Source organism: Ornithinibacter sp., from assembly GCF_035443565.1.
GTDB lineage: Bacteria > Actinomycetota > Actinomycetes > Actinomycetales > Dermatophilaceae > Fodinibacter.
This window is the reverse complement of the sequence record NZ_DAORSO010000002.1, coordinates 59,609-72,327: the sequence shown is the minus strand read 5'-3', so window position 1 is coordinate 72,327 and position 12,719 is coordinate 59,609. Positions and strand designations below refer to the sequence as shown.

General features: G+C 73.1%; 11 protein-coding genes. 4 read left to right on the top strand and 7 right to left on the bottom strand.

Features of this window, described 5'->3' with window-relative positions:
* The 4 genes from PLL68_RS00710 to rimP form a co-directional block, all read right to left on the bottom strand.
* On the bottom strand, positions 1 to 1,512 hold a 1,512-nt coding region (locus PLL68_RS00710; protein ID WP_324530681.1), incomplete at its 3' end, for a translation initiation factor IF-2 N-terminal domain-containing protein.
* Between the two features lie 58 nt (positions 1,513 to 1,570).
* Positions 1,571 to 1,939, bottom strand: coding sequence for a YlxR family protein (locus tag PLL68_RS00705; protein ID WP_324530679.1), 369 nt, complete (start codon positions 1,937 to 1,939; stop codon positions 1,571 to 1,573).
* Between the two features lie 11 nt (positions 1,940 to 1,950).
* Complete coding sequence (nusA, locus tag PLL68_RS00700; RefSeq protein ID WP_324530678.1) at positions 1,951 to 3,024, bottom strand: transcription termination factor NusA; 1,074 nt, start codon at positions 3,022 to 3,024, stop codon at positions 1,951 to 1,953.
* A gap of 1 nt (position 3,025) precedes the next feature.
* Positions 3,026 to 3,541 carry a ribosome maturation factor RimP gene (gene rimP, locus PLL68_RS00695; protein ID WP_324530676.1) on the bottom strand — a complete coding sequence of 172 codons (516 nt, stop codon included), beginning with the start codon at positions 3,539 to 3,541 and terminating at the stop codon, positions 3,026 to 3,028.
* Between the two features lie 103 nt (positions 3,542 to 3,644).
* Between rimP and PLL68_RS00690 the strand changes: the two genes are divergently transcribed.
* The 3 genes from PLL68_RS00690 (at position 3,645) to PLL68_RS00680 (ending at position 7,781) form a co-directional block, all read left to right on the top strand.
* Positions 3,645 to 4,721: a hypothetical protein gene (locus PLL68_RS00690; protein ID WP_324530674.1), complete on the top strand. Its 1,077-nt coding sequence runs from the start codon at positions 3,645 to 3,647 to the stop codon at positions 4,719 to 4,721.
* An 18-nt stretch (positions 4,722 to 4,739) separates the two neighbouring features.
* Positions 4,740 to 5,636 carry an aminoglycoside phosphotransferase family protein gene (locus PLL68_RS00685; RefSeq protein WP_324530673.1) on the top strand — a complete coding sequence of 299 codons (897 nt, stop codon included), beginning with the start codon at positions 4,740 to 4,742 and terminating at the stop codon, positions 5,634 to 5,636.
* A 126-nt stretch (positions 5,637 to 5,762) separates the two neighbouring features.
* Positions 5,763 to 7,781, top strand: coding sequence for a thioredoxin domain-containing protein (locus tag PLL68_RS00680; protein ID WP_324530671.1), 2,019 nt, complete (start codon positions 5,763 to 5,765; stop codon positions 7,779 to 7,781).
* Here PLL68_RS00680 and PLL68_RS00675 read toward each other — a convergent pair.
* From PLL68_RS00675 to PLL68_RS00665, 3 genes are read right to left on the bottom strand one after another with little or no spacing between them, the layout of a single operon-like run.
* Complete coding sequence (locus tag PLL68_RS00675; RefSeq protein ID WP_324530669.1) at positions 7,768 to 8,550, bottom strand: FAD:protein FMN transferase; 783 nt, start codon at positions 8,548 to 8,550, stop codon at positions 7,768 to 7,770. The two genes, PLL68_RS00680 and PLL68_RS00675, sit on opposite strands and share 14 nt — an antisense overlap.
* On the bottom strand, positions 8,547 to 9,086 hold the full coding sequence (locus PLL68_RS00670; protein ID WP_324530667.1) for an FMN-binding protein: 540 nt from the start codon (positions 9,084 to 9,086) through the stop codon (positions 8,547 to 8,549). The genes PLL68_RS00675 and PLL68_RS00670 overlap by 4 nt, the downstream gene beginning before the upstream one ends.
* Positions 9,087 to 9,114: 28 nt before the next feature.
* Positions 9,115 to 10,569, bottom strand: a complete 1,455-nt coding sequence (locus tag PLL68_RS00665; RefSeq protein WP_324530665.1) for a ferredoxin reductase family protein — start codon at positions 10,567 to 10,569, stop codon at positions 9,115 to 9,117.
* Positions 10,570 to 10,788: 219 nt separating this feature from the next.
* On the opposite strand from PLL68_RS00665, the gene PLL68_RS00660 reads away from it, so the two are divergent.
* A partial coding sequence (locus PLL68_RS00660; protein ID WP_324530663.1) for an alpha-amylase family protein occupies positions 10,789 to 12,719 on the top strand: 1,931 nt, incomplete at its 3' end.

Here is a 12,719-nt window from a genome sequence, read left to right as displayed (position 1 = left end):
ACGGGCACGCATGGCGGTGAACGCCTCGTGACCCGGGGTGTCGATGAAGGTGATCGGCCGGTCGACGCCCTCGTGCACCTTGTGGATCTGGTAGGCGCCGATGTGCTGGGTGATGCCGCCGGCCTCGCCGGCAGCGACCTCGGCGTTGCGGATCGCGTCGAGCAGACGCGTCTTGCCGTGGTCGACGTGACCCATGACCGTGACGACCGGCGGGCGGGCCTCGAGGTCCTCTTCGTCCTCGGAGTCGACACCGATCTCGAGGTCGATGTTGAAGGAGTCGAAGAGCTCGCGCTCCTCCTCCTCCGGCGAGACCATGCGGATGTCGTAGCCGAGCTCGCTGCCGAGGAGCTTGAAGGTGTCCTCGTCCAGGCTCTGGGTGGCCGTGGCCATCTCACCGAGGTGGAACAGCACCGTCACCAGCGAACCGGGGTTGGCATTGATCTTGTCGGCGAAGTCGGACAGGCTCGCGCCCTGACGGATCTGGATGATCGTCGTGCCGTCACCACGGGGGACGCTCACACCGCCGATCGACGGTGCCTGCATCTCCTCGAACTCCATGCGCTTCGCGCGCTTGGACTTGCGGGCACGACCGGGGCGTCCACCGCCACGGCCGAAGGCACCCTGGGTGCCGCCGCGACCACCGGGGCCGCTGCGGAAGCCACCGGGGCCACCGGGACGTCCGGCGAAACCGCCGCCACCACCGGGTCGCGCACCTGCGCCACCGGGTGCACCGGGGCGACCGGCGCCACGCGCCGGACGCTCACCCGGACGGCCGACCGCGGAGCGGTCGGGCATCATGCCGGGGCTGGGGCGCGGGCCACCGGGGCGCGGACCGGCAGCACCGGCACCTGCGCCACCGGGGCGAGGACCACCCGGACGGCTCTGCGGCCGGGGCATGCCCTGGCTCGGAGCGAAGGGGTTGTTGCCGGGGCGGGCGGGCTCGCGGGTACGGCCCATCCCCTGGCTCGGCGCGAACGGGTTGTTGCCCGGACGCGGAGTGTTCGGACGCGGCGCGCCGGGACGCGGTGCACCCTGGCCGGAGCCACCCTCGCGGGCGGCCGGTGCAGCCGGGGCTGCCGGTGCCGGAGCGGCAGGAGCCGCCGGGGCTGGGGCGGCCGGTGCAGGCGCCGACGGGGCCGCGGGGGCAGGTGCCGCCGGAGCCGGGGTTGCCGCCGCCGGTGCTGCCGGGGCAGCAGGCGCCGGTGCCGACGGAGCGGCGGGAGCCGGTGCCGACGGGGCAGGCGCAGCGGGAGCGGGGGCTGCCGGAGCAGGCGTCGCCGCAGCCGGTGCCGAAGGGGCTGCCGGGGCCGGACGCGCCGGAGCAGCAGCAGGTGCTGCCGGGGCAGCAGGTGCCTCGGCAGGGTACTTCTCGTTGTAGCGCCGAACCACGGGGGCTTCCACCGTCGAACTGGCGCTCTTGACGTACTCGCCCATGCCGTTCAGGCGCTCGAGAAGGACCTTGCTGGTCACTCCGAGCTCCTTGGCAAGTGCGCTCACACGGACTTTAGACACTTTTCTCCTGTCCAGGTCCGTGCGTCGTGCGCGGACCGTCGTTACAGCTGGGGGGTGCTCATCGCTGAGTACTCATCGGGTGCTCATCAGCGTCAAACCCGCTTTCGGTTTCATGCTCGGACGGTGGTTCCTGCAGGTGGGCCCTGACCCAGTGCTCGACGGCACTGTGGTCGGCGGGTGTGCTCGTTCGCAACGCCCGACCGAACGCCCGCCGACGAACGGCGAGCTCCAGGCACGAGAGCCCCGGGTGCAGCCATGCGCCGCGCCCCGGGAGACGGCGCTCAGGATCGGGGAGAACGACAGCGATGCCGTCCGCGCCGGTCCCGAGGACCACTCGCAGGAGTGCCGACCGGCTATCCGTCCCACGACACCCGATACAGGTGCGTATCGGGTGGCCGGGCCGGAGTCCAGTCCGATCGGTAGCCACCAGCCTACCGCCTAGGTGCCCTCGGAGGCGCCATCGGCGCGGGAGGGGGCCACGGCATCCGCCGCTGCGGGGTCGGTGTCGGGTCGGATGTCGATCCGCCAGCCGGTCAGCTTGGCGGCCAGTCGGGCATTCTGGCCCTCGCGGCCGATCGCCAGCGACAGCTGGTAGTCCGGCACGACGACACGGGCCGCGCGCAGCTTGGGGTCGACGATCGTGACCGAGTTGACCCGTGACGGGGACAAGGCCGCGGCGATGAACGTCGCCGGGTCGTTCGACCAGTCGACGATGTCGATCTTCTCGCCGTGCAGCTCCGCCATGACGGCGCGCACGCGGGCACCCATCGGCCCGATGCAGGCACCCTTGGCGTTCAGGCCGGCGACCGTGGTGTGGACGGCCAGCTTGGTGCGGTGCCCGGCCTCGCGCGCGAGGGCCTCGATCGTGACGCTGCCGTCGGCGATCTCGGGCACCTCGAGGGCGAACAGCTTGCGCACGAGGTTCGGGTGGGTGCGCGAGAGCTCGATCTGCGGGCCGCGCATGCCGCGCTTGACCGAGGTGACGTAGCAGCGCAGTCGCTGCCCGTGGACGTACTTCTCCCCCGGCACCTGCTCGGCGAGGGGCAGGATGCCCTCGACCGTGCCGAAGTCGACGGTCACGTGGCGCGGCACCGGGCTCTGCTGGATGACGCCGGCGACGAGCTCGCCCTCGCGGCCCTTGAAGTCGCCGAGGATGGCGTCGTCCTCGATGTCGCGCAGCCGCTGCACGATGACCTGGCGGGCGGTCGCGGCGGCGACCCGGCCGAAGCCGCTCGGCGTGTCGTCGAACTCGGGACCGAGCTCACGGCGGGGGCGCGCGGGGTTGCCCTCGTCGTCGACCGCGCCCTCCTCCGCGGGGACCTCGAGCTCCTCACGCGCCCAGATGACGACGTGCCCGGTCTTGCGGTCGAGCTCGGCGCGCGAGACCCGGTAGTGACCCTCGGTGCGCTGGTAGGCGAGCGTGATCGCCTGCTCGATCGCCTGGATGAGGACATCCATGGAGATGCCTCGCTCGCGCTCGAGCGCGCGCAGTGCGGTCAGGTCGATGTCCATGTCAGGTGTCCTTGTCGTCCGGTCGGGCGAACTCGACCTGCACCACGGCACGTTCGAGACCGGCATACGCCAAGGTCTCGGTGCGCGAGGGGGTCGAGCGGGTGGGGGGGATGTCGAGCGTCACGTCGGTGCCGCTGGCACGCAGCACGCGGCCGGTGACCTCGTGTCCGTCGTGGGTGGCGGTGACGAGGCGGCCGACGTTGCGGCGGAAGTGGCGAGGAAGGGTCAGCGGGCGACCGACGCCGGGTGAGGAGACCTCGAGGGTGTAGGGCTGCTCACCCATGAGGTCGCTCGCGTCGAGGGCGTCGCTGACCGCGCGCGTGGCGTCGGCGACCTCGTCGAGGGTGAGGGGATCGGTCGGCTCGTCGGCGACGTCCTGCGGGCCCGGGTCGCGGTCGACGAGGACCTTGACGACGCGGCGCCGGCCCGCGGGGGTCACGGCGACGTCCTCGAGAACGAGGCCGATGCCCTCCACCGCGTCCTGCACGGTCGGGCGGATGCCGTCTGCAGTGGTCATCGTGCTGCCCGTCCTCTCTGTGAAGTTAGCCGTCGGCGGGTCGCCGCCGCCCACCACTGTAGGCCAGATCAGGTGCTGCTCCGGCCCGTGCGATGATGCGCGCATGGGTGAGGCGGCACGTCCGGGGGTCTCCAGAAGGGTTCTCCTCGCGGCCTCTCTGGGCGCGCTCGCCCTCCCGAGCGCGGCGTGCGGCATCCGGCTCGAGGACGACGCCCCACGCGTGCCACTCGTCCCGAGGCGCACACCGATCCCCCTGGAGAGCGAGCTCGTCGCCCTCACGGTCGGGACCCTCGCCCTGGCCGTCCTCGCGGGCACCGTCCCGGGGGCGCTGGCCGCCAGCCTCGCGACCATCCACCGGCGCCAGCACACGGTGTTGCGCACGACGCTGCTGCGGGGGCAGGTCCCGCTGTCGCTCGTCGACGGGCCCGCTGCGTCCCCGAGCGCATCCTCCGAGTCACCGAGTGGATCCCCCGCCCCGGCCACGAGCGCGACCGGCACCCCTGCGCCGTCAGCCAGCCCGACGGCATCCACGGTCGAGGGCCTCGCGGCCGCCGAAGGTGAGTCGGCGGTGCGTGCCGCCGAGTTCGCCGGCGCCGAGCCCGACCTCCTCGCCACGCTGGCCTCGCTGCACGCGCAGCGCTTCGCGGCAGCGACCCTGCTGTCCGGCACGGCCCCGACGGTCGCCGGGGCTGCTGTCGCGGGTGACGCGGTCGAGGCGATGGCCGCGAGCACGAGCGCGGCGATCTACCTGTTCGAGGTGGTCAGTGCCCGGACGTCCGGGCGGGTCAGGAGCCGGGCAGACACCACCCTGCGGGTGCTTCGCTCGGTGCGCGCTGACCAGGTGGCCGGCGGGGCGAGCCTCGGAAGCACGCTCGGTCAGCCGCTCCCCTTCCCCGTGACGACGACGGCCGATGCCGCTCGGCTGGCTCGCGAGGCGATGCTCGCGTTGCGCTCGGGGTACGGCGAGCACCTCGCGGCGCTGGCGGCAACCGGTGCAACGCCGGGAGCGGCTGCGGTGTCGGGAGTCGATGCGGGTACCGCTGGGGACTTGGCCGGTGGCGCGGCGCCGGGAGATGCGGCCGGTGCGGGACTTGCTGCTGCGACCAGGTGGCTCGGCGCCGTCGAGGTGCAGGCGAACCGCTGGGGTGTCGCCCTGGCACCCTTCCCCGGCCTCACGTGACCCGCTCGTGAGCACCTCGTGAGCCGGGTGGTGCTGCCAGCCGCTTGGGTCGCTCGTGTCGAGGGCTACCCCGCCGACGCAGGGCCGACGGGTGCAGCGTGGCTGGCGACCGTCCCCCGCCTCATCGACGAGGCGCTGCAGCGGTGGGGTCTGGTCGTCGACGGTGAGCCGCGCACCGGATGGACCGCGGTGGTCGTCCCGGTGCGCCGCGACGGCGAGGCGCTCGCGCTCAAGGTGACCTGGCCGCATCCCGAGGGCACTCACGAGGCCCTGGCGTTGCGGACGTGGGCGGGGTCGGGGGCGGTACGGCTCGTCGCCGCGCTGCCGACGGACGGGGTGCTGCTGCTCGAGCGTCTCGACGCCGACCGCGACCTGAGCGAGGTGTGGGTCGACGAGGCGTGCGAGGTGGTCGGCGGGTTGCTCCGCCAGCTCCAGGTGCCCGCGCCGCCGCAGTTCCCCCGGCTCCCGGAGTACCTCGCACCACACCTGGAGCGGATGCCGGGGCGGGCCGCCGTGCCCCGTCGGGTCGTCACGCGCACGGTCGGGCTTGCTCGTGAACTGCTCTCCGGTGAGGTGCCCGAGGTGCTGCTGCACACCGACCTGCACTTCGAGAACGTGCTCATGGGGTCGCAGGGCTGGACGGCGATCGACCCGAAGCCGGTCGCGGGTCACCCTGCGTTCGACCTGTTCCCGCTGCTGCACAACCGCGTTGACGAGCTCGGGACGGGGGCTGCCTTCCGCTGGTCGGTGCGGCACCGGGTGTCGGTGGCTGCCGAGGCCGCCGGAATCGACCTCGACGACGCCTTCGCGTGGACGCTGCTGAGGGCCGGGGTCGAGGTCAGCTGGGTCAGCGAGACCGGCGACGCTGCCGACGTGAGCCTGCACGTGGCCCTCACCAAGGCACTCGACGAGTAGCCGCCGCTCCACTGGGGCGGCAGCCGAGGCTGGTCGAGTCGACGCCGGGTCGAATCGCAGGTGCACGGATCTGCGGGCGGTAGCACCTCGACCCCGCGGGGCCACCTCGCGGCATACGGTGGGGAGATGGCGAACCGGCTCGCACACTCACTCAGCCCCTACCTCCTCCAGCACGCCGACAACCCCGTCGACTGGTGGGAGTGGGGCGACGACGCCTTCGCAGAGGCCGAGCGTCGCGACGTGCCGATCCTGCTCTCGGTGGGCTACGCGGCCTGCCACTGGTGCCACGTCATGGCCCACGAGTCGTTCGAGGACGAGCAGGTCGCCGCCGCCGTCAACGGGCGCTTCGTCGCCGTGAAGGTCGACCGCGAGGAGCGCCCCGACGTCGACGCCGTGTACATGTCGGCCACGACCGCCCTCACCGGGCACGGCGGCTGGCCGATGACCTGCCTGCTCACCCCGTCGGGTGACCCCTTCTTCGCGGGCACCTACCTGCCGAGGGCCCAGTTCCTCCAGCTCCTGGACGGCGCCGCCCATGCGTGGGAGACCGACCGCGAGCGCGTGCTGAGCTCCGGGGCGACCGTGGCCGAGCGACTGCGTGAGCTCACCGGCCCGCCGGCCCCGACGGTCATCGACCCCGACGTCTGCGACACGGCCGTGCGGCGGCTGCGCTCGACCTACGACGAGGCCCGAGGTGGGTTCGGCGGCGCGCCGAAGTTCCCACCGTCGATGGTGCTGGAGTTCCTCCTGCGCCACCACGCCCGCACGGGGTCGGCCGACGCCCTCGCGATGGTCACCGGCACGGCGCACGCCATGGCCCGCGGAGGCCTCTACGACCAGCTCGGGGGCGGCTTCGCGCGGTACTCCGTCGACGCCGACTGGGTGGTGCCGCACTTCGAGAAGATGCTCTACGACAACGCCCTGCTGCTGCGCGTCTACGCCCACCTGTGGCGCGCGACCGGCGACGACCTCGCCCTGCGGGTGGCCCACGAGACCGCGGACTTCCTGCTGCGGGACCTGCGCACCGATCAGGGCGCGTTCGCCTCGGCCCTCGACGCCGACACCGTCGTCGACGGCCACTCGCACGAAGGTCTGACCTACGCGTGGACCCCGGCGCAGCTCGTCGAGGTGCTCGGACCCGACGACGCAGAGCGCGCGGCCCGCCTCCTCGGCGTCACCGCGAGCGGGACCTTCGAGGCCGGCGCCTCCACCTTGCAGCTGCGCCAGGACCCCGACGACCTCCCGTGGTGGGCACGGGTGCGGGCCCGGCTGCTGGCCGCGCGCGCCACCCGCCCGCAGCCGAGCCGGGACGACAAGGTGGTGACGGCCTGGAACGGCCTGGCCATCGCGGCCCTGGCCGATGCTGGTGTCCTGCTCGACCGTCCGGACCTCGTCACGGCGGCCGAGGTTGCCGCCGCCCACGTCCTCGACACCCACGACGTCCCGGCATCCGACAGTGCGGACGACGGCGACCGGATGCTGCGGCGCACCTCGCGCGCCGGCCGTACCGGCCCGGCCCCGGCAGTCCTGGACGACCACGCCAACCTCGCCGAGGGCCTGCTCGCCCTCCACCAGGCGACGGGAGAGCCACGCTGGGGCGAGGCGGCGGCATCCCTGCTCGACCGTGCCCTTGATCGCTTCGTCGACGCGGACGGCACCGTGCACGACACCGCCCACGACGCGCCCGCCCTGTTCTCCCGGCCGGCGAACCGCTCCGACAACGCCGAACCGAGCGGGGCGTCAGCCCTGGCCGGCGCGCTGCTCACCCATGGCGCGCTCACCGGGTCCGCCGCGCACCTGCAGGCGTCGCGGGCCGCGCTCGACGCCTGCGGCCCGGTCGCCGCGCAGGACCCGCGCTTCGCCGGCTGGGCGCTGGCGGTCGCCGAGGCGAGCGCTGCCGGTCCGCTCCAGGTCGCGGTCGTCGGCGAGGGCCCCGCGGCGCAGGCGCTGCTGCGGACGGCGCGCGCCAGCACCTCCCCCGGCCTCGTCGTCATGCACGGGATGCCGGACGCCCCCGGCCGCGCGCTCCTCGCCGACCGGCCCCTCGTCGACGACGGCCCGGCCGCCTACGTGTGTCGGGGCTTCGTCTGCGATCGCCCGGTCACCGATACCGAGGCCCTCGGCGCGGCGCTCAGATCACGATGAGCCCGTAGGCGGGGTCGCGCTGCTCGATGAGGGCGCGGGCCCGCTCCGGGTCGACCCAGGCGGCGGTCGCCCACACGTCGGCCCACATCAGGTCGGGGCCGACCACGGTGGCCGACCCGGGGCGCACGATGCCCTGACCGGTCCGCGGGTCGACGACGTGCCCGCCACGGATGGCGGCGCCCGACGTGGCGACCGCACCACGGGTCACCGTGACCACTCGCGCGAGCCCGCCCCGCTGCCGGGGGTCCTCGATGCCGATGCGCCACGGTGGGGCCTCGTCGACCCCGGTGCCCGTCCCGACCACGACGTCTCCCCCGGCCCCGATGCTGTAGGCGATCTCGGGGACGATCCGCAGGTGCTCGGCGGCCGCGGCCACCGCCCAGCCCTTGACCAGGCCCGTGGGGTCGAAGCTGAGCCGTCCACCGGGCCGCCGACGCCAGGCGCGAAAGAGCCCGTCGGTGCGGTCCTCGGCCTCGAGACAGAGGTCGGTGACGTCGGCGAGCCACGGGTGCACCTCGTCGACCCCGTCGACCTCACCGTGCTGAACGCGCAACAGGTCGCTGTCGGCACGCCACGTGCTGAGCACCGCGTCGACCCGGTGGAGGTGGGCGAAGACCCGCGCGGCGGCAGCCTCGACGTCGCTGCGCGAGGTGTCGACCGCGCGAACGTGCACGCTCACCGGCATCCCCATGACCTGGTCGACGAACGCGCGGCGCGCGAGCACCGGGGAACGCGGCGCGGCGACCGTGGTGGTCAGCGCCGTGGTCACAGGTTCGCCTGGTCGATGGCCGACTGCAGCGACCGGATGTACGCCTCGGAGGTGTACGTCGCCCCCGAGACCATGTCGATGCCGGCACTCTGCGCGTCGACGACCTCGGCGTTGAGCACCGGCACGGCGCGGCCGTTGATCTGCTGGTCCTTGCCGTTGCTCCAGGGCACCTGGGTGACCTCGGATGCCGTGATCGCCCCGTTGGCGACGGTGATCTGGACCTGGACGTTGCCGTACCTGGTCATGATCGCGTCGCCGAGGACGGTCTGCGCTGCCGAAGAGGACTGCGAACCCGACTCGGTGCTGGAGTCGGTGCTCGTCCCCGAGCCAGTCGTGGAGCCCGAGCCCGTCGAGGAGCCGGAGTCGGTGCTCGACCCCGAGTCGGTCGAGGAGCTGGAGTCGGTGCTCGATCCCGTGTCTGCCTCGGCGACCACGCTCGCCGCCACCGAGGCGGAGGCACTGGTCGACGTGCTGTAGCTGAACAGCAGGACGAGGGTCGAGATCGTGCTGAGCAGCCAGAGGGTGATGCGGCGCATGGGTGCGTCCCTTCTCGGGTCGGGTGGATCAGGAGGTGAAGCGCTCGAGGTGCACGCGCCCGGCGGGAACTCCGGCGGCCAGGGCCGCGGCCCGCGCAGCCGTCATCCAGCCGTCGGCACCGCACAGGTACACGTCGTGGTCAGCGATGTCGGGCACGATCTCGCGCAGGGCCTGGTCATCGCTGAGGTCCCGGGCCTGCTCCGGTAGCCAGCTCGCGCGGCTGGTGATCCGGGGGCCTTCGATCAGGAGGTAGCGGGCACCCCGCGCGGCGGCCAGGTCAGCCAGTTCGTCGGCGAGCACGGCCTCGCTGCGACTGCGCACCCGGTGCACGACGGTGACGTCACCCGGGCCCTGGGGCAGGTCCTCGAGGATGGCGCGCAGCGGCGTGATGCCGATGCCACTGCCCATGAGCAGGACCTTGCGCTGGGTGCGGACCCCGTCGTGCAGGCGCCCGTAGGGCCCCTCGACCATGACCCTCGTGCCCGGACGAAGGGTGGCCAGGCGACGGGAGCCGTCACCGACGTGGGCTGCGGTGAAGCGCAGGGTGGCGCCGTCCGGTGCCGCGGAGATCGAGTAGGGGTTGGCCCGCGACCAGCCCGGCCCGTCGAGGAAGCGCCACTGGAAGAACTGCCCGGCGCGCACCGGCATCCGACGGACCGAGCGGCCGGCGACGGTCACGGTGGTGGCATCCGGACCCTCGGCGCGAACGTCCACGACGCGCAACGACCCGGCGAATGAGCGCCAGAGCGGCAGCAGCACCCGGAAGATGATCACGGCGCCGGCGGTGCTGGCCCACAGCCCCCACCAGAAGACCGTGGCGAGCGTCGAGGAGAGGAACTCCGCGCCCGTCCACAGCTGGTGCGGCAGGGCCAGCCCCGCCCCGAGGTAGGCGTAGAGGTGGATCAGGTGCCAGGACTCGTAGCGCAGTCGCGCCCGGGCCTTCTTCACCGACGTGACCACGACCATGACGAGCGCGAGCGTCCCGGCGACCGCCAGCAGCATCCCCGGATAGGTGACGACGAAGTCGACGAGGGTGCCCCACACGCCAGCGTCGGTCGAGGCGGCGTACCCGAGGGTGATGAGCGCGATGTGGGCGAGCATGAGGGTGAACGAGGTGAACCCGACGAGGCGGTGGACACGGGTCAGCTCGTCCTGGCCCCAGGCCTGCTCGACCCACGGGATGCGGGCCATCAGCCCCACCTGGAGCAGCAGGAGCGCCGAGGCGACGAGACCGGTGAGCCGACCCGTCGAGGTGAGGAACCCCGCGGTGGTGCCGAGGTCCTGGATGCCGCCGCCGCCCACCCACAGGGCGATGGTGAAGAGCACCACGCCCCAGCCGAGCGCGGCGCTGAGGTCGCGCCACCGGCGAGGCACCGGCCCGAGGCGGCGGCGCCGCGTCGGTCCCGTGGGACGCGAGAGGTGTGACGCGCCACGAACGTGCGCGGACGGCATCCGGGAGGTGGTGACGGTGCTCGAGCTCATGCGACCACCGTCACGGCGCAACCTGTGCGTCCCCTGTGGTTGGTCTGGGCCTGCCCTGTCGCTTGTGTCCGGCACTGTGGCGGCCTGGGCAACCAACATGCCGGACACAACGGGACACGACAGGATCACCCGCCGGGACGTCCGGCACTGTGGCGGTCTGGGCAACCAACATGCCGGACGCACGCAGACGTCTGCCCCGCCATCGGCAAGAATGCCCGGGTGAGCGCTGCCGTGCCCCCGCCCCTTGCCGCGACGTCTGCCGCGTCCCCTCCCCCAACCTCCCTTCCTGCCGGGGTCTCACCCGACCGGGAGGTGATGTTCCGCGCCCGCGTCGCCCGCTGGTGGCCCGACCTGGTCAACGGCCTGCGGATGGCCTACGGCGACGAGCGGGCCGGGGCGCTCGGTGCCGACCTGGTCGAGCTCGCGGGGGCTGCCTTCGCCGCCCGCTCGGACCGCCTGCACGTGCGTGACCTCGAGCGCATGCTGCGCCCCGACTGGCTCCAGGACCCGTCGATGGTCGGCTACGCGGCGTACACCGAACGCTTCGCCGGTGACCTGCGTGGAGTGGCCGACCACCTGCCCTACCTCGACGAGCTCGGGGTGCGCTACCTGCACCTCATGCCGCTGCTGCGCCCGCGCGAGGGCGACAGCGACGGCGGGTATGCCGTGGCCGACTACCGGTCGGTGCGCGCCGACCTGGGCTCGATGGACGACCTCGAGCACCTCGCGGCCCGGCTGCACGACGCCGGGATGAGCCTGGTGCTCGACCTCGTGCTCAACCACGTCGCCCGTGAGCACGAGTGGGCCGTCAAGGCGCGCGCCGGTGACCCGACGTACCGCGAGTACTTCCACGTCTTCCCCGACCGCGACATGCCCGACGCGTACGAGGCGACCCTGCCCGAGGTCTTCCCCGACTTCGCCCCCGGCAACTTCACCTGGGACGAGGACCTGCAGGGCTGGGTGTGGACGACGTTCAACGAGTTCCAGTGGGACGTCAACTGGAGCAACCCCGCGGTGCTGCGCGAGTACGCGTCGATCATCCTCGACCTGGCCAACCGCGGCGTCGACGTGCTGCGCCTGGATGCCATCGCCTTCCTGTGGAAGCGCCTCGGCACCGACTGCCAGGGCGAGCCCGAGGTGCACGCCCTCACCCAGGTGCTGCGGGCCGTGACCCGGATCGCGTGCCCCGCGGTCGCGTTCAAGGCCGAGGCGATCGTGGCCCCGACCAAGCTGCTGCCCTACCTCGGCACCGGCGCCTACAGCGGCAAGGTCAGCGACCTCGCCTACCACAACAGCCTCATGGTGCACGTCTGGTCGATGCTCGCCTCGCAGGACGTGCGGCTGGCGGCGCACGCGCTCGGCTCGCTGCCGCCCAAGCCCACGACGGCGACGTGGCTGACCTACCTGCGCTGCCACGACGACATCGGCTGGGCGATCATGGACGAGGATGCCGGTGCCGTCGGCCTGAGCGGGCACGCGCACCGAAGCTTCCTCTGGCACTGGTACGCCGGCGACCACTTCGGCTCACCGGCTCGGGGGCTGGTCTTCCAGTACAACCCCGAGACCGACGACGGGCGCACGAGTGGCACCGCGGCATCCCTCATCGGACTCCAGTCGGCCGGTTCTGCGGCTGAGGTCGAGTCCGCGGCGGCGGCCCTGCGCCTGGCCAATGCGATGGTGCTCGGCTGGGGCGGCATCCCGGTGATCTGGAGCGGTGACGAGCTCGGGCAGCCGAACGACCCGCGCTGGGCGCTCGAGCCCGGGCACGGTGACGACAACCGGTGGGCGCACCGGCCGCGCCTGGACTGGGAGCGTGCCGAGCACCGCCACGACCGGACGACCACGGCGGGGCGCGTGTTCGGCGACCTCGTCGAGCTCGTGCGGACCCGCGGCTCGTTGGTGCACCTGCACGGGTCGGTCGAGACGCAGATCGGGCCGGTCGATGACCCCGGTGTGCTGGTGACCGTGCGTGAGCACCCGGTCGGGCGGTTCGTCGGGGTCTACAACGTGACGCCGCAGTGGCGGATGTGGCCGGGGTGGCGGGTCAACGAGCTCGGTGTGGCGGATGCCGTCGACCGGATCACCGGTGATGCCTTGCCGTGGGGTGGGGACGGCAACGTGTGGCTGCCGCCCTTCGCCGTCCTCTGGCT

What these genes read in the sequence shown, in the direction of transcription:
- nusA (WP_324530678.1), bottom strand. Translation starts at nt 3,024, where the DNA reads ATGGACATCGACCTGACCGCACTGCGCGCGCTCGAGCGCGAGCGAGGC.
- rimP (WP_324530676.1), bottom strand. Translation starts at nt 3,541, where the DNA reads ATGACCACTGCAGACGGCATCCGCCCGACCGTGCAGGACGCGGTGGAG.
- PLL68_RS00690 (WP_324530674.1), top strand. Translation starts at nt 3,645, where the DNA reads ATGGGTGAGGCGGCACGTCCGGGGGTCTCCAGAAGGGTTCTCCTCGCG.
- PLL68_RS00680 (WP_324530671.1), top strand. Translation starts at nt 5,763, where the DNA reads ATGGCGAACCGGCTCGCACACTCACTCAGCCCCTACCTCCTCCAGCAC.
- PLL68_RS00670 (WP_324530667.1), bottom strand. Translation starts at nt 9,086, where the DNA reads ATGCGCCGCATCACCCTCTGGCTGCTCAGCACGATCTCGACCCTCGTC.
- PLL68_RS00665 (WP_324530665.1), bottom strand. Translation starts at nt 10,569, where the DNA reads ATGAGCTCGAGCACCGTCACCACCTCCCGGATGCCGTCCGCGCACGTT.